We start from the raw sequence: 23891 nt of genomic DNA on the forward strand, positions 1-23891 counted from the left end.
CCATACTTGCGCCACAATTCAAACGCCAAAAAATCTTATTCGCGTCAAAATAAGACCGCCTTGCCAGTAGTTGATGGGTGGAAAGGAGTTAATGAGTCTTTTGCCTTCGGGCGTCTTACCAGTTCGTTCGCTCAACTCCAGTACAAGGGTCTTTACCGTGACCAACATGATGAACTCTGCATCTGCCGAGCAAGACGCGATTGGTCTTGCACGCGAAAGTTTTCTTGGTGAACTCAAAACCCTGAATCGCGAACACCCGAATACCGGGTTTGGCATCTCGCTGCGTACGCATTCTGGCGGGCATTATTTGCTTGCCAATTCCCGAATGCCCCTGCCCGAGGTCAAATCCCAGGGTTTCCCAACAGGGCGCAGTGTTGCGTGCCTGGAAAATAGCGACTGCTTCAGCTCGATCGAAGTGCTGGCCGATGCCCGCGCATATGAATCGATCACACCAAGCGCCGAAGCCGCAATTTTGGGCAACGCCCTGAACCTGATCGCCCGGATTGATACGCTGACCAGCGCACCACACGGGCAGATCGAACCTCATATCGCCGCTACAGGAACCGGAGGCTAACCATGGCGCGTAACGATCATCTTTTGTCTGTTGGAAACGAAGCGCTGACCCCAATGACTTCGGCCATGTCGGCATTGACGACACAGATTGACCAACTGACAGAGGTGGCGGACGCGCGCTCCTCGGCACGTCTTGCGACGCTCAAGACACGCATGGAGAATTTTACTGCCAGCGTCACGCTGGTCGGTCAGGTCAAGGCGGGAAAATCTTCGCTTGTGAACATTCTGTCCGCACGCCCTGCCCTGCTGCCTTCGGATGTGAACCCCTGGACCTCTGTGGTTACCACGCTGAACATCAACACCAGAACCCAGGGTGATACAAAATCCCGGTTCACTTTCTTCGAACAAGAGGAATGGGACAATCTGATGGTTGGCGGCGGCCGGCTGGGAGAGCTGGCCAATCGGGCCGGCGCCGACGATGAAATGGACGATATCCGCCGTCAGATCGGCGAAATGAAAGCTAAGTCCGAGGAACGACTGGGTAAGCATTTCGACCTGATTCTGGGGCAAAGCCATCAATACGACTATTTCGATGAGGAACTGATCCAAAGGTATGTGTGTCTGGGTGATGAAGACGACCCGGACATCAACCCCAAGACCGGTCGTTTTGCGGATGTGACAAAGTCGGCTGAGCTGTACATGGACATCCCCCAGTACCCGATTTCCCTCAAGCTGTGCGACACACCGGGTGTAAACGATACGTTTATGGTGCGTGAACAGATCACCCTGCGCAGCCTGCGCGGGTCCGAAGTCTGCATTGTGGTTCTTGCAGCCAGTCAGGCTCTGACCACAATGGACATGGCGCTGATGCGGATCATCGCTCAGTTCGAAAATCGTCAGATTATCCTGTTTGTTAACCGAATTGACGAACTTGCAGATCCGGTCACTCAGGTTCCTGAGATTCGGGATCGGATTCTGGACACGCTGAAACAGAACAATATCGACACCAAGGCAAGTGTCGTGTTCGGCAGCGCCCTGTGGGCCGAGGCCGCGATAACTGGCAATCCCGATATTCTGTCCGAGGAATCCCGGAAAGCCCTTAACACGTTCTATCTGGCGGCCGGGTTTGGGGATCAAGCCCCGTCACTGGACAAGATTTGGGCGTTGTCCGGTTTGCCCGACCTATTGCTGGCGATGAATGAACGCATTGCCGAAGGCGCAGGAACTCGACTTCTGGACCGTGTACGCCACCGGGCGCGCAACATCGCCAGTCAGATCCGGGCGACCGCCGTGGCCAAAAAACTATCCGACAGCGAAGGGATCGTGCGAGAGCTGAACGGGGTAGCACCCGAAGACGCCGTGGCCGAGGTCAACGCAGAATATGAAAAGAAGGCCACTGAGCTTACAGCTTCCTTGCGCGCGAAAGTGCTTGAGCGTCTGAACTCGGCCGAAGCCAACTTTGTTAAACGTGCCACCGATTCTCTGATCGCGCATCTTGAGCAAAATGGCGAGCAAGGAACGTGGCAGTACGATCCTGCCGGGCTGCGGACCTTGCAAAAAGCGGCCTATTTTAGCTTTGCCCGGTCTATGCGCAAAGAAGTTGGTGCGTTGTATTCAGCGGCAGCCGCTGACATCGAAGCGTTGTATCAAAGCTTGCTGGGCAACCATCTGGGAGAGTTCAGCATCGAGGCACCAATCGTCCCGCGGGTACCACCTCCACTGGGTATCGGACGCACGATTGCCCTGGACTTGCAAAGCACATGGTGGCGCCGCTGGTGGCAACGCCGCAATGGTTTCGAGGCCTATGCGGCGGATTATACGCGCCTGATCACATCAGAGGCGAATTCGATCACCAAGGATATCGAAGAAAACCAGATTGCAGCAGTTCTTGAAAATGTCCGCGCCGCCCTTTCCGACTTTATGCGCGAGCAAAAGGAGACTCTGTTGAACATTTCGGCCTCGGCCGAAAAGGACCCCGTTCGCAGTGCAGCGCTGATGGAGGGGCTGGCCCCTCAGAAATCCCGCGACGATATCCTCGGCGATATCCTGAAAGATCTTAGTAACGAGGCAGCATAAGTAGCGATATGGCAAAAGATTCACAAACCCGCTTCGTCTCTTCAAAAGCATGGGAACGCATCGAGAAATGGTCCCGCAGGAAACCTGTTTTCGCACTTATGGGGGAATTCAGCGCCGGCAAATCAACCTTGATGAACTTTCTACTGCGCTCGGAGGCACTGCCTACACAGGTTACAGCCACACAGCTGCCACCAGTTTGGTTCAGTTGGGGTAGAAGGTCGGCCTATGTACAACGCCCTGACGGAACTCGCGAAAACATTGACCTGGACCAGCTGGAACAAGTCGGGGTGAATGATGCCCAGTTTATTCGCATATTTCTGGAATCCGACATCCTGGAAGCCGTCGACCTGATTGACACCCCGGGTATTTCCGACCCCAAGATTTCTACTGATGTCTGGCGACGGGCTGTCGGTCAGGCAAATGGCGTTATTTGGTGTACGCACGCCACGCAGGCATGGCGCGAAACGGAACGGGCAACCTGGGTTTCCCTGCCCGAACGGTTGCAACATAATTCATTGTTGCTGGTCACACGTGCAGACGTTTTGGATGTCAAGGATCGCCAAAAGGTCCTTCGTCGTGTGAACCGCGAAGCAGGTCACCTGTTCAACCGTTCGATCCTGTTTTCAGCACGTGATGCCATCATGGCCCGCGACAAAAGTGGGGACGCCGAATTGTGGACCCGCAGTGGCGGTGGCAAGATGGTCGACAGCTTCCTGGAAATCACAGAACTGATCATGGACAGCCGCGCTCATCAGCTGGCGCGTTATCAAATTGACACCAGCTTGTCCGATGCTCCTCAGGTACACCCGCTGCGCCCGCGGCGCAATTTCTCGAATGTACAGGGAACCGCTCCGCTGAAGCTGGTAAATCCGCTGCATGAGGGAACAGAGCCCGAGGTGGTGACACAATTCCCCGTGCGCCCTGCCCGGGTCGAACTGCGCCCCGATGAGGTTGAACGTGCCCCGCGCATTGACCCACAAGAGGCCGAACGTCTGCGCGCCGACATGACCTCGGGCGCCGAGATCGTAAAAGAAGAAAAAGAAGACGAATTGCGGGCGTTCTTCCGGGAGACCACTCCCGAGGACTCGGACGTTGCCGATCTGTCCGTTGCTCCTACCGAGGATGATGAAGCAGACCCACAGGCCGTATCCATCATTGATGAAACTGACTTTGTGGAAGTTCAGCCACTTTCTGCGGAAGTCGAAGTTGCTGAAGAAGAAAATCTGTTCAGTGACGAAGACGAAGCTGACACATTCATGGCCTCTTTGGAGGACCAGCTTACAGATGTTCCGGAGCCCGAAGAGACCATTCAGGCAGAGCCGGGAGAAACCCCGGTCGAACTTTCCGTATCCTCGATCACAGCGTTGATGGCAGAACAATCGGATGATGCCGAGGATGAGTTCGAACCAGAGCCGGAAACCAATGGCCTGGTGAACACTCAGGTTGTCGCCCTGCCAGAGAGCAGACCGGAAATCGCGGGCTCGTTTGAAGACATTGTGAACGTGTCCGTCGACACCCCGCTTAGCGCGGCGGCGATGTGGCGCGAGGTCACGGATGGCGAAGACATGCCCACCAACCCAGAAGCGTTGAAGAAGGTATTTCAAGCATTTCTTGAGGAGTTTGACCAAATCACGGCCGAACACAATGCGCGAAAATCAGATAACGCGGTAAGGCCCATGGCCAATACCTCTGAAGACACGGGTGTTGAACGACATGTACTTTAGCGGTGAGAAACCTAGGAGACAGGGCAACTGATGTCTATCGAAACAGCATTAAACGATGCGATGGCGACCATACCCGACTGCATAGCAGCCGGGTATGTCGACATGAAGACAGGTATGTTGCTAGGCACCCATGTCACAGACTCGGAAAGTGCCGAAGCCTTGGACACTCTGGCCATAGCGGTGGCCAACCTTTTTCAGGGGCGCGGTGTGATCGCGTTTGAGAATCTGCTGCGTTCGACCGACGCCGACGATACGGAAAATCCTGGGTTTGGCGAAATCGCAGTGTTTTCAAAGGATCGGCTGAATATTTTCCTGCGGACCCCGGACTACCCGGACCATGTTGTCTGCTACATCTGTCGCGACAGTGCCAATGTGGGGCTGGCGCTTACTAAATCGCACATAAGCCTGGGGCCGGTTACGGCCGCTGTATAACGGGACCAGAGGGGGTCACGGCATGATGGATACTGACATACTGGACATGCTCGAAGACATCGGGCGGTTGTCGGTCGCCCGTTTGAATCCGACGGTTACATTAGCGGCTGAGACGACTGAGATTCGTCGTGAAAAGATCCTGCGTACAATTCGCGGAACCATTTTGCCGCGTCGGCTGGAATTTACCGCGGCCAATGGCGATTGTCTGGCAATGGAGGTCAACAGCTCGCGGGTAACTGATGTTTTCCGGGTTCGCTCGGGCATGATACCGGATTTTGAAACTACTCCGCGTGAAGAGCTTGCGACTCGCTTGGCCGAATTGGTGTCCGATATTGCAGCAGCCCCTGCCCCGTTGGAGCTGCTTTCTCTGCAGCCGGACACAGCGCTTGAGGTTGATGATGTCGGTGTGACTTTCAGCGAGATTGCAAAGGCTTGCGGCACCATCGAGCTGCCGCCCGAGACGGTCGTTTCTTTGGTTCCCGACACGCCTGCTCCGCAAGAAACAGATATTCCAGCGCCCGCCGCCGGGGCGACAGCCGGAACCATTGCCAGCGCGTTTTTTGACGGCGCTGAACGGTTCGCATTGGGACGCGCCGAAGTCACCTTAGACGGTGCAGCCATATCGCGGCTCGAAGGAGTATGCGACGTCGGGCAACCCATGCACGCCGATCAGGATCTGCTTCGTCAGTTTACACAGGATCTTGTTGGGTGGGACGGTGACGCCGCCACCGCGCTGGATCATCCTCAGCTGATTGTAATGCGGCCTTCAGGGGGCAAAGGGGATGCGCTTGCCGTTCTGCATGACGGGTCACAATTTGCGCTGGCCATTCATGAAGCGCGCAAACTGGGAGCCGTCGTAAACCTTTGGAAATCAGTTACGGGATCGGAAAAATGATCCGGTGCCAACAGTTCAATTTTTCAACGAATTCGATCCGTGAAATTAAGTAGTCAGGGTATGTGTTATGAGTGAGAATAATCGTCGCGAGTTACTTCGTATAGCCAACGAGATGAAAGGCGTCAGCAATGACGAAACCGGGCAGTTTATCTCTCGGATCATTGGTGATCTTTCGAACCTGAAGCCCTCGATTGCTTTTGTTGGTCAGATCAAGGCCGGCAAATCCCGACTGATCAATGGTTTTACCGGACAGGCCGAATATCTGCCGTCGGATGTGAACCCTTGGACAACCGTAATCACTGATATGCATTTCGGCCACCCGTCGGGCCGGACGCAAGGTGCCGAGTTCCATTTCTTCGACAACCGTCAGTGGCAGTCCCTGATTGCCGAAGGCGAAGAGCTGCGCAACATGTTCCCCGATGACGAGGACAGTTATAAGCGCGAGATGATCGAAGAACAGGTCGACGCAATGAAGACCCGCGCCAAGCTTCGGCTGGGCGATAGCTATGAACAGCTGCTGGGCCAACATCATGATCTGGAAGACCTGAATTCGGATGATTTGGCACGTTATGTTTGCGCAGGCGATGACCCGACCGAGGGTGGGACACATGATCCGGCATCGGACCGGGGCCTTTACAGCGACATCACCCGAAAGGCCGAGGTCTATTTTGACATCGGACATTTCCCATTTCCGCTTACGGTCACCGATACACCCGGTGTAAATGACCCTCTGCTGATCCGCGAAGAGATCTCTCGTCAATACCTCAAAGAGTCCGACTTTTTTGTGGTTGTCCTGTCGGCGCATCAGGCGCTTTCTCGGGCGGACTTGAAACTGTTCCGCCTAATGCAAGCGCTGGAGCTGGGCCAGATCGTGGTTTTTATCAACCGCGTGGACGAATTGGGAAATGGTGCCGAAGATGCGTTCAAGGTGCGGGCCGATGTTCTGGACGGGCTTGAGAAGGCGCTTGGGAACTCGAACATTGACGTGCTGACCGGCAGTGCCCAATGGGCGCATTACGCCCTGACCGGTGACGAAGCCGGTATCAATCACGACGATGTCCTGGCCTGGCTGCGCGCGCACCCCGATCAGATGAAGCAATATCTGGACGGTGTCGAAGAGATCAAACAAGGCCCCGGCCCGATCAGCCGCGAAGGTGTTTTGCGCTTTGCCGCTATGATCGCCTCCGGGTTGCCCGATCTGCGCCGGCATGTGACCCGAGCGCTGACAGAAGGCCCGCGCGATGAACAACTGCGTATGGCCTGGCAGCATCTCAACAGCTTTGCCCAAGGTGAATTGGACCGGTCCAAAGCGCATCTGCGCGCGATCGAGAACGACACCACAACCTCGGCAGAAGACGCTGGTGAAAACAACAGGATATTGGCCGATCTGCGGAACTCGGTCAGCGACAAGACCACCAAGATCATTGACGAAATGGATGACGTCTTGGCCAACCTGAGAGGCGTAATGGATGACACCGTGGCCGAGGCCGTGTCGGGCGTTGTTCGCGGCCCGAACGGAGATTCTCCGCTGTTGTCGAAAACCGGAGAAACCGAGCTGAATTTCACTCCGCTGCGTGACCGCATGCGCGAACTTGTTCAGGGGGCCACCCAAGTTGTCCGCCAAAGAATGCTGAGCGAACTCTACGCAATCGACATGCAAAGCAATGCCACGCTGCGGGCTCTGCCCGGCTGGCAGGACGCAACCGACAACCGGATGAATACCAGCGCAGTTCGCTGGTTCCGTCCGGACACGTCCGCTTTGACCCGTGGCATCACTGTCGAACTTCGGGTAAACTGGTTGTCCCGGCTGATTTCGCGTAAAAGTGTCGTGTCCCGTGCCGAACGCATGATCGTTCAGGAGTTTGAGATGATCGGAGATGATCTGGTGGATACCGCCCGCGGTGATTTGACCGAGCGGCTCAATACCGTGCTGGACCATTATCTGGCCCTGCTCGCCACACATCTTGAACATCGTGCCGGAACCGGCGAAACAAATGCCCGGGCCGAGGCGCAAGCCGCCTTCAACCACGCACAACATATTTCTGACGAGCTGGGCACCCTATTCAGCCAGCATCAATCAGATGAAAGACTAGCAGAGGCAGCGGAATGATCGAATTTCCCGGAACCGACAAGGAAGTGAGGCAGCTCGAGCGCTTTCTGACCGCGACCGAAAGCCTGCCGAGCGACGTGGCGCTCGAAGATATGCGCGCCCGTGCCTTGGCGCATGCCGAACGCTTGTCAAACGCGGTCAATATTGGATTCGCCGGAGAATTTGGGGCGGGAAAATCCAGCCTGGCCAACATGCTGGCCGGGGCAGATATTCTGCCTACCGGGCCGCAGCATCTGAAACTGCCGCTCGTTATTGTGGCATATTCCGAAACCCCCGAAACAACTGTCGGGTGGTGGGACCGGGAACCTAAGGTCTATTCCGGAATTGCACTTGAAAAAGCCGCCAAAGACGAACCCGACTTTATCTCTGTTGGATTGAACACCCCTGCCCTGCAAGAGATATCGCTCTACGATCTGCCTGGGTCAGGCGCTTTGGATGATACCTATAAACCGACGCTCGATCTGCTTAAATTTGTTGATTGCGCGATCTGGTGCACCAACGGCACAAATGCATGGCGGGAAACGGAACGCCATCTTTGGGCTAAGGTTCCGGAAGAGTTGCGAGCAAACAGCATATTGGCTGTGACACATACAGATTTGCCTCCGGTACGCGACGCGCTTGACCGGGTGTTGGCTCGCTTGAACAAAGAAAAGCGCAATATGTTCCGCTCGGTTGTGCCGATCGGCACCCCAGTGGCTGTCCGTGCCATGGCGCAAGAGCCAGAACCGGATTTCGCCCTTTGGGAAACCTGCGGTGGACAGGGGCTGGCCGAGCAGGTGCTTGATATTGCTTCGAGCCGGCGACAGGCAGACCTGAGTTCGGCGCGCGAAGATCTGGAACAGCACTTTCTGCCCTATCTGAAATCGATTGACGTTCAGGTGCCGGACATAGCCGCCCTCGACGCGCCCTCTATGCAGACCACGCTGGAAAACGTGCTACCCCCTATCGACAATCCGATCCTGGAAGACTGGCTTGCCGCGATTGCAAGTATCTATGAAGACCTGCGGGAAACCTCAAATATGGAGCCAGCGGCTTTCCTGCAAAGCTGTCAGGAAATCGTTGAGGACTTTGCCGAGCGCCTGGAAAACGATGGCGAGATTGACCCGACAGCGGATTGGATTCCGGGTGAGTTCGAAAAGGCCACGGACTTGTTGCTTTTGCTTCAGTTCGAAAGCGGCGTTGCGCCACTGAAGGATGCGATTAGCATTCTGGCACAGCTGAGTGACAACCTTGCTTGGGCCGGCAGCCGGGTTGAATCGGCACAACCAAAGACCGGAACCTGAAATTTTCGCTCAAGGCTGAGCGGCAATTCCGCGAATCGTAGAAGCGATTCCTACGAATCTATTGTTTCGAATTTGTAGACCAATCCTTAAGAATTTGTTTTTAGCTTTCGATTTTTTCACAATATATTTCTATATGTAGTATAAACTGTCAATTAAACACAACATATAGATCAATCGCAAAAACGATCCTTAGTGAAGCCATCAGGCGGCCCCAATAAAGTCAAATTTGAATCGTCTAACCGACTTGAGTGTCCTGCGGTTGTTTTTGGTTGTGTGTTTGCGGGCTATTTGCCCAGGTTTTTTGCCGCAAAACGATTAGAACGGGCGGAATGAAATGAGCCATAACCAGGCTGTCGGTGCAACGCACGACGAACCTAAGATTGAGGGACTTGAACCTGGCGCAAAGCTGTTGCGCGGGCAGTATGAGATCCTTCGTTTCCTCAGCAATGGCGGGTTTGGGATTACCTACCTGGCCCGCGACAGCCTAGAACGCGATGTCGTGATCAAAGAGTGCTATCCAGGCGCTCTGTGCCGTCGGAATGGTGACGCGGTTGAACCCATCAATCCCGACCACAAAGAAGATCTGCGCGCGATCATCGATCTGTTCATTCAGGAAGCGCGCAATCACGCCCGACTGGTTCATCCCAATATCGTTGACGTACATCAGGTCTTTGAAGACAACGATACGGCGTATATCGCAATGGACCTGATCCGGGGTTGCGATCTTCTGGATTATTCCGAGAACCCCGAAAACGACGCTGGCCCGGATTTCATTGTCCAAGTTACCGAGAAAATGCTGTCGGCCGTTTCGTTCATCCACCAAAGCGGAATGCTGCATCGCGATATCTCACCGGACAATATTCTGATTGACCAAAACGGAGACCCGGTCCTCATCGACTTTGGTGCCGCGCGCGAACAGGCGGCCAATCAATCTGCTGCCCTGTTGACTTTGCGCGTTATCAAAGACGGCTATTCCCCGCACGAATTCTATGTACGCGGCGCAGATCAGGGACCCAGCAGCGACCTCTATGTTCTCGCGGCGACGCTTTATCACGCCATCAGTGGCGAACGTCCGATCGACGGGCAAACCCGACTGAATGCCTTCAACAATGGCCAGGATGATCCCTATACGCCCCTCGCAGGTCAGTACAGCGGCTATCCCGATGGGTTCCTTGAAGCGGTCGACAAAGCGATGGAAGTTCACGCAACAGATCGTCTGCAAACGGCCCTGGATTGGCTGCGGATGTTCCGTGGTCCCGGCGTCATGTTTGACTCGTTCGCCTATCGTCCGGTCTCGGTCATCGTGGCGATGGACCGTAAGGACGAAGTCGAAGAGCAAGCCCGGATCAAAGCCGAAAGTGAAAATGCCGAGGCGGTGGTTACTGCCTTGTTGGCTGGGAACCCTGACATTGCCCTGGGTAATGAGGATAAGTCCGAGGGCGATCTGGCCAAGTTTGCGCAAAAAGAAGAGGCCGCGGTTGCGGTCGATACGATCGTCAAGAACGGATCAGGCGGCAGCGGTAAAGTCATCGCAGGCGCTGCTGCGGTGGTGGTTGCCTTGGCTGCAGGCGGATTCGTTTTGTTCAGTGGCAGCGAAGAAACCCCCGAACCGACAGCAGCGCCGGTCCAAGTGACCGAGACAGAGGCACAAGCCTCGGAACAGCCGGAAGAAGTCGTGGAAACGGCGGCACCGGCCGCTGCGGAAGAGGTCGTGGAAACGGCAGAACCGGCCGCTGCGGAAGCTGAAGCACCAGAACAAGAAGTCGCAAGCGCAGAACCTGTTGAGCAGACGGATACCCTCACGGCGCAAAACGCCGAAGCGCAACCTGTCGAGGCAGCCCCTGTTGCTGCTGACCCGGTAGAAATCAGCGCTGCTGCTGGCCAACCGGCAGAAACGCAGATTGCGTATTCTCATTGGGATGTGGAAATACCGTTCCAGACTTCGAAACGCCGCGCCTCGACTGGCAGCGTCGTTGTCGTGACCGGCATTGACCCCACGCTGGATACTTCCGTGATCGGAGAATGGGTGCAGCATGGGGCGTCAATTTATACTGTGAACGGAGTGCCGGTCCAGGCAGATGCAAGTTTTGCCGCCCAGATTTTGGATGACCTGAAGGTCGATCCGGATGGGTATATCCGCATCACTGCCCGTTATCGGGAACTCGGAAAAACCCGTGCGCAGAACGGATTGCTGGCCCTGCCCGCCATTCGCATGTTGGGTCTCGAGAATGGTTATGTGTTCACTATCAGGAACAGCAATGGAAACGGCTGGGCAACTGTTGTTGACACAGCACCAGACGCGCCCGCAGCAGGCAGCCTGCGCAAAGGCGATGTACTGATCTCGGAAAATCATACCGGTCAGAATATTACCAACCCTGAAGGGCTGGACGCGCTTTTGAAGCTCCTTGTTTCCGAAAACCAGTCCGAAGCCCGCTTTACAGTTCTGCGCAACGGTACTGAAACGGGTGCGGTTATGCCCCTGGTACAGGAGTAATGATCCGGTCTGATTGTGATCTGCCTGTGTGTGTTTGCTGAGAGTGAAGCGTAAGCCATCACTCTGACGGGGACCGGCCTGTCGCAGAAGGTAAATGAGTTTTTTGTTCCCAATCATCAGTGCCTGTGTACCGAACGTGCAGAGGTGAGTAGCAGCCCCATGGGACGTAGATCCTGTGCCAAGAAACAAAGGTGTCGACACCATGTTTAAATATAAAAGCCCCCTTAGCCGGCTTCTCGAAGGTGCCGGCAAACCTCAAGAGACCGAAACCGAGGAGGTCGCGGCACCTGAGTCTGATAACGCTGAACCGATTGCGGATTTCAACGCACTTCGTAATGCACTGGCAGGCGGCAACACTACCGCTGATAGCTACGATGAAAGCGAAGAACTATTACCAGAAGACAAGATGCCGGAGTTCTCCGAAGCAGAACAAGCCACTGCCGATGAGATTATCGTCGAGGAAGTGGTCGCCGAAGTGCAAAGCGCCACCGAGGTTACAGTTGATGCCGACCCAAAGGACGACGAACCGGTTGTGACACTGCATGTGTCAACCGAAGAACTGACAGCCACGATTGAAGATCCCGCGCCTGAAATGGCGATGGAAGAACCGGTCGTAGACGTAGTCGTCGAGACAGTTGATCCGGAACCAGAAGCGCCTTCTGCCCCAGAGGTCGAGGCACAACCTCAGCCTGCTCCTGCGGCAAAAGAAGATAGACGCAGCCGTGTGAAAACCACCTTCTTGGGCTTCGAGCGCGCGGATACGCATGTTCAGGACTTGATGGAAACAGCCGAGCCGGTGGCTATGGCCAAGACCGAGGCAGCGCAGGCGACATTCCCGGTAGGATGGCTTGTTGTAACTTCCGGCCCCGGCCGCGGTTCCAGCGTTACGCTGACAGAAGGCCTGATGCAGATTGGGCGTAATGATGACCAGGCGATCCAGCTGGACTTTGGCGACACTGGGATTTCCCGCAGCAACCATGCGGTAATTGCCTATGACCCGGAAGACCGCAAATGCTATCTGGGCCACGGCGGCAAGGCCAATCTGGTGCGCCTGAACGGCAAACCCGTTCTCAGCACGGTTCCACTCTCCACAGGCGATCTTATCCGGATCAGTGAAACCTCAATCCGTTTTGCAGCCTTCTGCGATGACGGCTTTGATTGGCGGGATGTTTAATTGATGCTGGCGACCCCGGCATATGATCTTGCGCTGATCCTGGATCAGGGTCAGCGCGACACGCAGGAAGACGCGGTCGCGTCGCGTATGTTCGACGCGGCGGATGCGGGCTATGTCATCGTCGCGGACGGAATGGGTGGGCATGCGGCAGGAGAAGTGGCATCTGAGCTGGTAGTCAAAGCCTGGCGCGATGCACTGGATACCGAACTTGAAGCAGACGCTCCGGCTGAGACTGCGCTGATCGACGCCTTACCCTTGGCAGCCATGCAGGCAAATGCCGCGATTTCGACTTACTGCGAGGAGCAGGGTGAAGATTTCAACATGGGATCAACCATGTTGGGAGTTTTGCTGCTGGAAAAGCGCGTCTTCTGGATTTCGATTGGCGACAGCCCCCTTTATCTCTATCGCGACCGTACCCTCAGCCAAATCAACGAAGACCATTCGATGGCTCCGATGATTGATGCTCAGGTTGCTGCAGGTACCCTTACGCCAGACCAGGCGTCGTCTCACCCCGACCGAAACCAACTGACTTCGGTGATAATGGGCGCCGCAATTCCCAAGGTCGATTGCCCGGAAGAACCATTGGGTCTTAGCACCGCGGATGTGCTGATCGTGGGAAGTGATGGGCTGCAATATCTGAGCAACACAGAAATTCAGGCAATTCTTGAGGAAAACGAGGATGCGCTGGCTCAAGATATTGCGGATGCGCTGTTGCGGGCACTGAGAACCAGGAACGACCCGGATCAAGACAATACGTCGATTGGCGTCATCAAACTCAGAAGAAACGACTAGAGGCAAAGCAACCGGACCAATGAAACTCCATCTGATCATATCCAGCCTGGCACTAGCTGCCGCGACGGGCGCTGCTTCGGCACAAGAAGCATGCTCAACCTATGAAATCCAGCGAGGCGACAGCCTGCGGGAACTGACCATCGCAGTCTATTCAACCGAAGATTTTCGGATCATCTTCGAGGCAAACCGCGATGTAATCGGAAATAATCCCAATGTTATCCGCGTCGGCGACGTTTTGACCCTGCCCTGTTTGGAAGATATCGGGCGCGCGGCTGCCGTGCCGCAGACAGAGGCCGAAGCAATGGCCGCCGAAATGGCCGCCGAACTTGTCAAGGCTGCGGAAGATCGCGCTGCCAAAGCTATCGCCGAAGCCGAGTCCCGCGTGGCCGAAGCCAAAGCAGAGGCGGTCATCGCCGCCAAGGCTGCGGCCAAAGATGAGATCGAGGCCGCGCGTGCTGAAGGTGCTGCCCTAATTCGCAATGCAGGTACCGGTGAACGTCCTGAAATCCGGGATCGTCAGTTGATTTTGATCACTGGCGGCAACTATTCCCCGTTCACGGATGAAGCTCTGCCGCATCGTGGTCTATATACAAATCTTGTTGAAACCGCGATGTTGCGCGCAGCGCCGGAACAGTCCTACAAGATCCAGTTCGTCAATGACTGGTCATCACATCTGGATCTGTTGATGCCGACGCTGGCATTTGACGCAACCTTCCCGTGGTCGCGTCCAGATTGTGACGACGCAGATGCACTGTCTGAAAATGACCGTTCACGTTGTGAAACCTACAATTTCTCGAACCCGTTCTATGAAGTTGTGGACACGTTCTTTGCTCGCGAAGGATCGGGCTATGAAGAGACCCTGACATATGCGGACTTTGCCGGTGCAACCATCTGCCGACCCGAGGGCTGGTCCCTGTCGCATATGGACGCGGTGGGGCTGTACGAGCCCGCGATCACGATGCTGCGCCCGGTTTCGCCGGATGAATGTTTCCATGCATTGATGGATGGAACCGCCGACATCGCCGCCATTGAGGCCCATCTGGCCGTCGAGGCAATCGGTCGGCTGGGTTACGAGCATCGCATTGTAGAAAACCCCAACCTGGCAGCGATCAAGTCTCTTAACATCATGACTCACAAGGATAATCCTGATGGAGAAGCGATCCTTGAAACGCTTAATCAGGGTCTGGCGATCATGCAGCAATCAGGCGAGTGGCGCGACATCGTCTCAACCGCTCTGCGTTATCAAATGGAAAATGGCTAAGGCCCTTATCGGCCTAAACTCAAAAAAGTCTGGAGGAAGTGGACATGTATAAATTTAACCTGAAGAAAGTCGTGATTTCGGCCACCGCCGTCACCGCCCTGAGCGCCGGAGCTGCCGCAGCACAGGAAGCCTGTAGCAACTATACCGTCGCGGATGGTGACACGATGGCGACCATCGCCATCGCGGCTTATGGCACCTCGAACTATCAGCCGATCTTCAACGCCAACCGCAACATCATCACCAACCCAAACGCGCTGGCGCCTGGATTGGTTCTGTCCTTGCCCTGTGAAGACGGCAGTCTGCCGAATGGCCAGTCAGCACAGGAACTGATCGCAGCAGAAGAAAAGCGTGCGGCCAGTGTGAAACGTTCGAACGTCTACGCCCCGCCAATCAAGCTGGTAGCGGGTAACGGATGGGAGCCATTCACGACCGAAAGTCTGAGTGGTGGTGGGATCATGACCCGCCTGGCGACCACAAGTCTTCAGCGTGCCGGCAACAGCCGTGATTTCTCGGTCAGCTTTGTCGACGACTGGACTTCGCATTTGGAAACTCTCTTGCCGCTCGGCGCATTCGACATCTCGATCGCCTGGACAGTTCCAGATTGTACAAATCACACCTATGAGTGGTCTGCAGCGACTGAATCCCGGTGCAACGAGTTTGTTGCTTCGGTTCCGGTCTATGACATCGTCGGCGGTTTCTTCACTCTGCCGGAAAGCGAATACTCACAAGCGACGGCCTTCGAAGACCTCAAAGGTGCAACCCTGTGTCGTATGGACGGCTGGAGCATGGTTGTACTTGAAGAAGTTGGCTTGAATTCCGATAACCTGACGTTGGTTCACCCCAGCTCGGCCCGCGAGTGTCTGGATGCCGTTTTGACCGGCTCAGCCGATGTGGCCGCGTTCGAGGTCGATCTTTTCGCCGCAACCATGAAGGACATGGGCCTGACCTCGGAAGATATCGTAGAAAACCCCTATGTTTCCACGCTGTCCTCGATGAGCTTCCTTGCTCACCGCACCAACCCGTTTGCACGTGAATACATCGCTATGGTCAACAAGGGCCTGAACGAAATGCGTGAATCCGGCGAATGGTACGCGATCATCTCGGACACGCTGCGTGAACAGAACGAAAAGCTGAACGCCGCGTCGAACTAATACCGATACATATGAACAGTCGCAGGGCCGGTCTTTGGACCGGCCCTGTCTTTTTTCAAGATCCAAAGATTTTTGCGACAAGAATGAGAGTCCGAATAATGGCTGCCGCGGTTTGATGCCTAAAAGGGCCGACCTTCCCTTCGAAGCCGAAACAACTTGGTCCCGGTGGCACTATCTGCCGGCGTTTGATCCAAAAGACTCGACTCTGTAAAAGCGGAAGCATAAAAAGAACAAATCAAGAACATATTGGTATCTGGCATGTTCGATGGAATGCAGCGTCGCGTCGTTTCATTGTGGTTTCCTCGGTTGGCAAGCGACCGGGTTCTGCGTCGACGCCTGGTGAATGGGCCCTTTGTCCTGACGCTCAAACAACAGAATGCCAATCGTATTTATTGCCTGAACGCTCAGGCTGCGGAACAGGGGCTGCATCAGGGCATGTCCTATGCGGATGCGCGCGCCTTTTGCCCCGCTTTGCAAAGCTGCACAGCCGATCCTCAGGCCGATATGCGTTTCCTGCACATCCTGCGTCGCTGGGCAACGCGCTATTGCCCCTGGGTGGGGATGGAAGGCGAGGATGGGCTGGTGCTTGACGTCACCGGGTCAGCCCATCTCTTTGGCGGCGAAGAGGCGATGTTGGCTGATATGCGCGGACGGTTTGCGCGCGCAGGGCTCTGGGTGCAGATCGGGTTGGGGGATACGCGCGGTGCGGCTTGGGCGCTTGCCCGTTATAACGAGGGGGTCGCAGCCTCTGGCAATATGCTGACGGCCCTAAAGTTGCTGCCGGTGGCGGCCTTGCGTCTGGATGAGAAGACCTCGGTCGCCTTACAGCGCATGGGCCTGCGCAAAATTGGTACATTGGCGGCAGCACCGCGCGCACCGCTGACACGGCGTTTTGGTCCCGGTCTGCTGCTCAGGCTGGATCAGGCTCTGGGCGCGCAACCCGAAGCAATCACGCCGCTGTCCGATCCCCCCCATTACGCGGTGCGCATGACCCTGCCGGACCCCATCGGATTACTGTCGGACGTGATGGCTGGTACCGAACGGCTGTTGGCCCAGCTCTGCGCCAAGCTGAAGGCGCAAGAGATGGGCGCCCGGAAACTTTGCATGACATTGCGTCGGGTGGACCAGGACTGCCAGCTGGTTGAACTGCGTCTGGCCCGACCTCTGCGCGATCCTCAGCGTATCCTGTCTTTGTTCGAACGCGGTTTGGGGGAAATAGATGCTGGCTTTGGCATTGATCAAATGCGGTTGGAGGCCACCGGGGTTGAAGCGCTGCCAGTACAACAAATCAGCCATGTGTCGGACCACAGCAAGAGCCGGCTGGATGACCTGATCACCCGGCTGGGCACCCGGGTCGGGCTTGAAAACATTCAGCGTTTCCTACCTGCGGACAGCCATATTCCCGAGCACAGTTTCATCATCGCGGCCGCCGCCTATTCCAACCCCTCCAGCGGCTGGAGCATCCTGAACCCACGCCCGCTCTACCTGTTTCCACCCGAACCAATTGCGGCAACCGGCCCGCATCCGCCCGCGCGGTTCCGCTGGAGACGTATGTCCCTGACAACCGGCCATGCCACGGGCCCCGAACGCATCGCGCCCGAGTGGTGGCATCAGGATGAAAGCTGGCGCTCTGGCCTGCGGGATTACTGGCGAGTGGAAACCACGCAGGGGCGCAGGCTCTGGCTGTTTTACACGCCGCAGAATCCGGGCTGGTTTGTACAGGGAGAGTTCGCATGATCACAGCAAACCGCCCGACAGACGCCCTGCACCGCCATATGCCAAAGCCCCATGCACAGGGGCTGGGTTATGCCGAACTCTGTGTCACCACGAATTTCACCTTTCTGACCGGGGCCTCCCACCCCGAAGAGCTTGTCCTGCGCGCCGCCGAGCTGGGATTGTCGGCAATAGCTATCACGGATCACAATTCGTTGGCAGGGGTTGTGCGCGCATGGTCGGCACTGCGAGAGCTTAAACGACAGACCAAACAGCCCCTTCAAATCAGATCCGAACATCGTGTTGATACCTCTTCCCGGCAGGAGGTTGGCCACAGGCAGGCGCTTCCGAAACCGGACTGTACTGTTCTGCCTAAACTGATTACTGGCTGCCGGCTGCTGCTGCGCGACAGTGCGGTAGATTGGGTGGCGTTGCCCTGTGATCTGGCAGCCTACAAACGCTTGGCCCGCCTGCTGACTCTGGGCAAACGGCGTACAGATAAGGGCGATTGCGAGCTCTATACGCAAGACATGCTGACGGCCTGCAAGGGCATGATCCTGATCGCCCTGCCCCAGACCACCCTGTCAGAGGCCGCATCAGATATTCAGACCGTGCGACGGCGCTTTCCCAATCATGTTTTTCTGGGCGCTGTTCCGCGCTATGACGGCAGCGATCAGGCCTACCTGGCCGAATGCGCCCAACTGGCCCAGAAAAGCTGCGCCCCCATGGTCGCGGTCGGGGATGTTCTGATGCACCGCGCCCACCGCAAGCAACTGGCCGATACCCTGACCTGCATGCGCGAAAATATTACGATTGATCAGATCGGTACACGCGCATTGGCCAATGCCGAACGCCGCCTCAAATCCGGCCAGGATCTGGTCCGGCTGTTCCGCCATCACCCCAGCGCCTTGCGGCGCACGATGGAGATTGCCGACAGGTGCAGCTTTGATCTGGCGGAGCTTTCGTATGAATACCCCGATGAGATTGCAAGCGGGGAACATCCGCAAACGCGTCTGGAACGTCTGGCACACGAAGGGTTGCAGCACCGGTACCCCGAAGGGCCGCCCGACACGGTGGTCGGGCTGATGCGCAAGGAACTGGCGGTGGTCGCGGATCTGCAGTTTCCCGCTTATTTCCTGACTGTACATGACATCGTACAATATGCCCGGTCGCAGGGCATTCTGTGTCAGGGGCGCGGGTCCGCGGCCAATTCGGTGCTCTGTTACCTCTTGGGCATCACGGATGTCAGCCCCAACCAGATCGCCATGGTCTTTGAACGGTTCGTGTCCAGATACCGGGGCGAGCCGCCGGATATTGATGTCGATTTCGAGCATGAGCGGCGTGAGGAGGTGATCCAGTGGATTTACGAGAAATATGGCCGCGAACGTGCTGGTCTTTGCGCAACTGTCATCCATTTCCGCACCCGTGCAGCCATTCGCGAGGTGGGCAAGGTCATGGGGCTGTCGCAGGATGTGACCGCTGGGCTGTCGAGCCAGATCTGGGGCATGAGCAATGGCGGCGTTGATCTGGACCGTATTCGCGAGCTGGGGCTGGACCTCAGCGACCGGCGCCTCATGCAAACCATTCATCTGATTGGCGAAATCATCGGCTTTCCCCGCCATCTGTCCCAGCATGTTGGTGGTTTTGTGATCACCAAAGGACGCCTGGACGAGCTTTGCCCGATTGAAAATGCCGCAATGGAAAACCGCACCGTCATCTGCTGGGACAAAGATGATATTGATGCTCTGAACATCCTGAAAGTCGATGTGCTGGGGCTTGGTATGCTCAGTTGTCTGCGCAAATCCTTTGGTCTGCTGCAACAGCATGAAGGCCAGACCCTGAGCATCGCCAAGGTGCCTCAGGACGACACCGCCACATATGACATGCTCTGCCGGGCGGATGCGATCGGCGTCTTTCAGGTCGAAAGTCGGGCGCAGATGAATTTCCTGCCCCGGATGCGCCCCCGCGAGCTTTATGACCTGATAATCGAAGTTGCCATTGTGCGCCCTGGCCCCATTCAAGGGGATATGGTGAAGCCCTATATCCGGCGACGCAATGGGCTGGAAAACCCCGAACCCTTTGGCCCGAAACTGGAACAGGTGACAGCGCGCACATTGGGCGTCCCCCTGTTTCAGGAACAGGCCATGCAGATTGCCGTGGTCGGGGCCGGATTCACGGCGGAAGAGGCCGACCATCTGCGCCGCTCATTGGCTACGTTCCGGCGAATGGGCACAATCGGCACATTCCGGGATAAATTCATCAATGGGATGCTGGGCAACGGCTATGACATCAAAGTAGCTGAGCAGTGTTTTTCCCAGATCGAAGGCTTTGCCGATTACGGGTTCCCGGAAAGCCATGCGGCGGCCTTTGCCATGCTTGCCTATGTCTCCGCCTGGCTGAAACGCCATCACCCGGCGATCTTTGCCTGCGCGCTTTTGAACTCTCAACCCATGGGGTTTTACGCGCCCGCTCAGATCGTGCGCGACGCCCGCGAGCATGGGGTCGAAATCCGCCCTATCTGCGTCAATCATTCCGAGTGGGACAATATACTGGAACGCCGCCCCGATGGCGCGCTGGCGCTGCGGCTGGGATTCCGCCAGATCAAGGGGTTCAGGGAAGAAGACGCCGGCTGGATTGAGGCCGCCCGCGGCAATGGATATCAGGATCCAGAGGCGCTGTGGCTGCGTGCGGGGCTGCGGCCTGATGTACTGACGCGCTTGGCCGAGGCAGACGCTTTTTCCGATATGGGGCTGACCCGGCGCGATGCACTCTGGCAGGTCAAAGCCATTCAAAGCCCCAAACCTCTGCCCTTGTTCAATGATCCGATTGACGGGGAAACGGTTCACGAACCCCTGGTCAACCTGCCCGCCATGCAGCTGGGCGAAGAGGTGGTCGAGGATTATGTTGCCACCCGCCTGACCCTGCGGGCCCACCCGATGGAACTGCTGCGCCCCTCTCTGCCAGGGCTGACCACACATGTCGCCTTGCTAGAGGTGCCCCTGGGGCGGCACAGCGTTTGTGGTCTGGTTATCACCCGTCAGCGGCCGGGCACGGCGTCGGGTATAATTTTCCTGACGCTAGAGGATGAAACCGGGGTCAGCAATGTGGTGGTCTGGCCCAAGGTTTATGAGCGTTTCCGCCGGGCCGTGATGGGCGGGCGCCTGCTGCGGATCACAGGGTATCTGCAGCGTGAAGGGATTATCGTGCACCTGATCGCCCAGGACGTTCAGGACATGTCACATAAGCTTTCCGAATTGGGGCACCCGCAACCAGAGGTCCTAAGCACCGAAGGGTCCCGCACTGATGATACACCGAAGAAATCCCGCTATCCTACCAGGGCAATGCACCCACGGGATCAGGCAAAGCGGCTGTTTCCAAGCCGGGATTTTCATTGAACCGCACTGCTGCATATCTCTGGCAGGGTCCGCACTGTCGGATTGCCGCAACTCAAAACAATATTGAGGCAAACTCACCCCTACCCCGTTCACAGGGCAAGACACCCTGTGCTAGGTTAAGCACGTATAATTGTTTATGAATTGGTGAGTTTCCGATGGCGCGAAAATGTCTGGCAATCCTGATTACGTCGGCGGGTCGCCGTGTTGGCCTGCTGCAATGCTTCAGGGCGGCTGCGGAACGTCTGGATGTTGATCTGACCATCATCGCCTGCGACCTGAACCCAGATGAAAGCGCGGCCTGTGCGCTTGCCAATCACGCCGCCGCCGTGCCGCGATGTGACAGCCCCGACTATGCAACCTCGATCCTCGAGATTGTGCGCCAACACGGGGTCAGCCTGGTGATCCCAACAATCGACCCGGAACTGATGCCCCTGGCACAGGCCGCGCCCGCCTTTGCCAATCTGGGCGCGCGAGTCCATGTCTCGCCGGTGAACGTGATCGAGGTTGTCCGGGACAAGCGCCTGACAATCCAGAAACTGTCCGAAGCCGGGGTTCCAGTTCCGCGCACATTGGATCATCAGGAATTGCTAGAGCGGCCACAGGACATCAGTTGGCCCATCTTTGCAAAGCCAAGTGGCGGCAGTGCAAGCCGGGGGCTGGATGTATTCGAAACCCTCGCTGATGTCCCCTCTGAATTCCCCGAACCGATGATCTTTCAGGACAAGCTGAACGGACCGGAATACACAATCAACATGTTTGTAGATGCCTCGGGTCAGCTCTGCACGGTGATCCCGCATCTGCGCATTCAAATTCGCGCCGGTGAGGTTGAAAAGGGTGAAACCAGGCGACGCAATGATCTGCAAACCATCGCCGAAGGCATTGCACAGGCCCTGCCCGATCTGCGCGGTGTCGCCTGTTTTCAGATCATCGACGACCCAGAACATGGCCCCGCAGTGCTTGAGATCAATGCGCGTTTCGGGGGTGGCTACCCTCTGGCCGATCATGCGGGCGCACAGTTCGCACAGTGGCTTTTGGAAGAGGTCGCCGAATTACCGTCAACCGCTCATAACAACTGGCGCGATGGTGTGAAAATGATGCGATATGACAGTGCGGTGTATCAGGGCTGATGCTGGTATTTGATCTGGACGACACCCTGTATCTGGAGCGGGATTTTGCCTTTAGCGGCTATGACTGGCTGAACGGTTGGGTCCACGAAAAGACCGGCGTCGAAGGGTTCGGGCAACAGTGTCAGGACGCATTCAATGCGGGGGAAAGACGGCGCATATTCAATGTGGCTTGCGCGCAGACCGGCCTTGATGCGACGGATGCCTTCATACAGGAGCTGATCGCCAACTACCGATCACACCCGCCCAGTATTTCGCTGTGTAGCGACGCCAAGCGGTTTTTGACAAACGCAGATCGGCCGATAGGGCTGATCACCGACGGGCCCGAAAAGATGCAGCGCAACAAGATCGCCGCGCTAGATCTGGACCGCTTTATCGCGCATATCCGCCCGACCGGTGCCTGGCCGGATGGCTACGGGAAACCGCATCCCCGCGCCTATGAAGAGATGGAACTGGCCGCGCAAAACCCGCGCAGAATGGTCTATGTCGCGGACAATCCGGCCAAGGATTTTATCACCCCGAATGCCCGAGGCTGGCGGACGGTTCAAATCCTCCGGCCCGGAGCGGTTCATGATCCTATTCCACCCAGTACCCAGCATACCGCATATGCCACGGTCACCAGCTTAGACCAGCTTACAGAAGTTCTGTCAGACCTTTAGCCGTGCCGGCTTTGGCAGCAACTCCGATTTGCACATTGGCAATCAAAGAATCCCAGTCCGACAGGACGTGCTGCGGTTCCAGCCATTCCCTGTTATGGCGCGCATTCTGACGCATTTTATGCAGTAAGGCATCATCCTTTGACAGGCTGAAAATCGCCTTGGTCAGACCGGCAACATCCTCGGCCGGAACAAGCAATCCGTTTTCCCTGTCGCGAATCAATTCCCGTGGCCCATAGGCGCAATCGAACGATATGACCGGCAGACCTGTGACCGTGGCCTCGGCAACTACATTCGGGAACCCTTCAAAGCGAGACGGGAATACAAGAATATCCGCGTCTTGCATCCAGTCTCCGGGTTTTGGGCTGGCGCCGGGCAATGATACGACATCCGATAAATTCGCAGCAGAGATCTGCTGTTCCAACGCGTCGCGCTCTGGGCCCTCGCCAAAGATCGTCAACCGGATGTCTGGGTTGTCGCGCAGCACTTCGGGCATTGCCCGCAGCAGCATATCGAACCCCTTTTGACGATCCAAACGCCCGACAGCCACAAGCCGGGTCTGTCCGGACCCGATGTGGATCCCCCCCAGCGGAGCACATGGATTGGGGATTACACTGGCCTTTGGGATCAGGTCCGCAGGCAAATCCAAACGCGCACGTTCGGTCTGCATGACAATTCCGGATGCCCCCCGCGCAAGCCTGTTCACCGCTTTCAGCCACATGGGATTTCCGCTTTGAACCAGCGGATTGTTCCGCTCAGAGATCACGACAGGCACCCCGGTTCCACGCGCGGCCAACATGGTCAGCACATTCACCTTGGTTAGAAACGAGATGATCAGATCGGGACGCACAGCCCGGATGACCTTGCGAATATGCAAGTAGCGCCGTGCCTGCGTCAGTCGCCGCGAGATCTTTAGCGGCTGAATCATGTGTAAATGCGCGCACTCAGGATAGGCGAAGTAGGAACCAGAATCCTCTGTCGCCATCCCGGCGACGTGAACCTCATCCCCGGCCGAGATTCGATGCGCGGCGATCATTGCGGCGATCTTTTCCGCACCGCCCGCTCCGAACCCAGCTTGCACCAATAACAGTTTCATTT

Annotated in this window: 17 protein-coding genes; 16 read left to right on the forward strand and 1 reads right to left on the reverse strand. The window is 56.6% G+C overall.

The window, feature by feature from the left end:
- Positions 1–91: 91 nt before the first annotated feature.
- The 16 genes from AC2FIP_RS10630 (at position 92) to AC2FIP_RS10705 (ending at position 22796) form a co-directional block, all read left to right on the forward strand.
- Entirely contained in the window at positions 92–574 is a 483-nt protein-coding gene (locus AC2FIP_RS10630) for a hypothetical protein (protein WP_246097206.1), read from the forward strand.
- Between the two features lie 2 nt (positions 575–576).
- The gene (locus AC2FIP_RS10635) at positions 577–2589 is read left to right on the forward strand and encodes a dynamin family protein (RefSeq protein WP_496697027.1); all 2013 of its coding nucleotides are present in this window, start codon (positions 577–579) and stop codon (positions 2587–2589) included.
- A gap of 8 nt (positions 2590–2597) precedes the next feature.
- Positions 2598–4313, forward strand: coding sequence for a dynamin family protein (locus AC2FIP_RS10640; protein WP_496786325.1), 1716 nt, complete (start codon positions 2598–2600; stop codon positions 4311–4313).
- Between the two features lie 30 nt (positions 4314–4343).
- Positions 4344–4745 carry a hypothetical protein gene (locus AC2FIP_RS10645; protein ID WP_142636257.1) on the forward strand — a complete coding sequence of 134 codons (402 nt, stop codon included), beginning with the start codon at positions 4344–4346 and terminating at the stop codon, positions 4743–4745.
- Positions 4746–4767: 22 nt separating this feature from the next.
- A complete protein-coding gene (locus AC2FIP_RS10650; RefSeq protein WP_496786327.1) occupies positions 4768–5640 on the forward strand; it encodes a hypothetical protein in 873 nt (290 codons plus the stop codon).
- Between the two features lie 67 nt (positions 5641–5707).
- The gene (locus AC2FIP_RS10655; protein WP_496786329.1) at positions 5708–7750 is read left to right on the forward strand and encodes a dynamin family protein; all 2043 of its coding nucleotides are present in this window, start codon (positions 5708–5710) and stop codon (positions 7748–7750) included.
- The gene (locus tag AC2FIP_RS10660; RefSeq protein WP_496786331.1) at positions 7747–9033 is read left to right on the forward strand and encodes a dynamin family protein; all 1287 of its coding nucleotides are present in this window, start codon (positions 7747–7749) and stop codon (positions 9031–9033) included. Before AC2FIP_RS10655 ends, AC2FIP_RS10660 begins: the two co-directional genes overlap by 4 nt.
- Positions 9034–9367: 334 nt before the next feature.
- Positions 9368–11527 carry a serine/threonine protein kinase gene (locus tag AC2FIP_RS10665; RefSeq protein WP_496786333.1) on the forward strand — a complete coding sequence of 720 codons (2160 nt, stop codon included), beginning with the start codon at positions 9368–9370 and terminating at the stop codon, positions 11525–11527.
- Positions 11528–11729: 202 nt separating this feature from the next.
- Entirely contained in the window at positions 11730–12701 is a 972-nt protein-coding gene (locus AC2FIP_RS10670; RefSeq protein ID WP_496786335.1) for an FHA domain-containing protein, read from the forward strand.
- Positions 12702–12704: 3 nt separating this feature from the next.
- Positions 12705–13493, forward strand: coding sequence for a PP2C family protein-serine/threonine phosphatase (locus tag AC2FIP_RS10675; RefSeq protein WP_281995081.1), 789 nt, complete (start codon positions 12705–12707; stop codon positions 13491–13493).
- A gap of 19 nt (positions 13494–13512) precedes the next feature.
- Positions 13513–14754, forward strand: a complete 1242-nt coding sequence (locus tag AC2FIP_RS10680) for a transporter substrate-binding domain-containing protein (protein WP_142636243.1) — start codon at positions 13513–13515, stop codon at positions 14752–14754.
- A 44-nt stretch (positions 14755–14798) separates the two neighbouring features.
- The gene (locus tag AC2FIP_RS10685; RefSeq protein WP_142636241.1) at positions 14799–15905 is read left to right on the forward strand and encodes a transporter substrate-binding domain-containing protein; all 1107 of its coding nucleotides are present in this window, start codon (positions 14799–14801) and stop codon (positions 15903–15905) included.
- 258 nt (positions 15906–16163) lie between these two features.
- A complete protein-coding gene (locus AC2FIP_RS10690; RefSeq protein ID WP_496786337.1) occupies positions 16164–17642 on the forward strand; it encodes a Y-family DNA polymerase in 1479 nt (492 codons plus the stop codon).
- The gene (locus tag AC2FIP_RS10695) at positions 17639–21013 is read left to right on the forward strand and encodes an error-prone DNA polymerase (RefSeq protein WP_496786339.1); all 3375 of its coding nucleotides are present in this window, start codon (positions 17639–17641) and stop codon (positions 21011–21013) included. Before AC2FIP_RS10690 ends, AC2FIP_RS10695 begins: the two co-directional genes overlap by 4 nt.
- Positions 21014–21168: 155 nt before the next feature.
- Positions 21169–22140 carry an ATP-grasp domain-containing protein gene (locus AC2FIP_RS10700; RefSeq protein WP_496786341.1) on the forward strand — a complete coding sequence of 324 codons (972 nt, stop codon included), beginning with the start codon at positions 21169–21171 and terminating at the stop codon, positions 22138–22140.
- Positions 22140–22796 carry an HAD family hydrolase gene (locus AC2FIP_RS10705; protein ID WP_496786343.1) on the forward strand — a complete coding sequence of 219 codons (657 nt, stop codon included), beginning with the start codon at positions 22140–22142 and terminating at the stop codon, positions 22794–22796. The genes AC2FIP_RS10700 and AC2FIP_RS10705 overlap by 1 nt, the downstream gene beginning before the upstream one ends.
- On the opposite strand, the gene AC2FIP_RS10710 is transcribed toward AC2FIP_RS10705, so the two are convergent.
- Positions 22771–23889, reverse strand: a complete 1119-nt coding sequence (locus AC2FIP_RS10710) for a glycosyltransferase family 4 protein (protein WP_142636233.1) — start codon at positions 23887–23889, stop codon at positions 22771–22773. The two genes, AC2FIP_RS10705 and AC2FIP_RS10710, sit on opposite strands and share 26 nt — an antisense overlap.
- Positions 23890–23891: the final 2 nt, after the last annotated feature.

The organism is Ruegeria sp. CDSB114 (genome assembly GCF_059611025.1).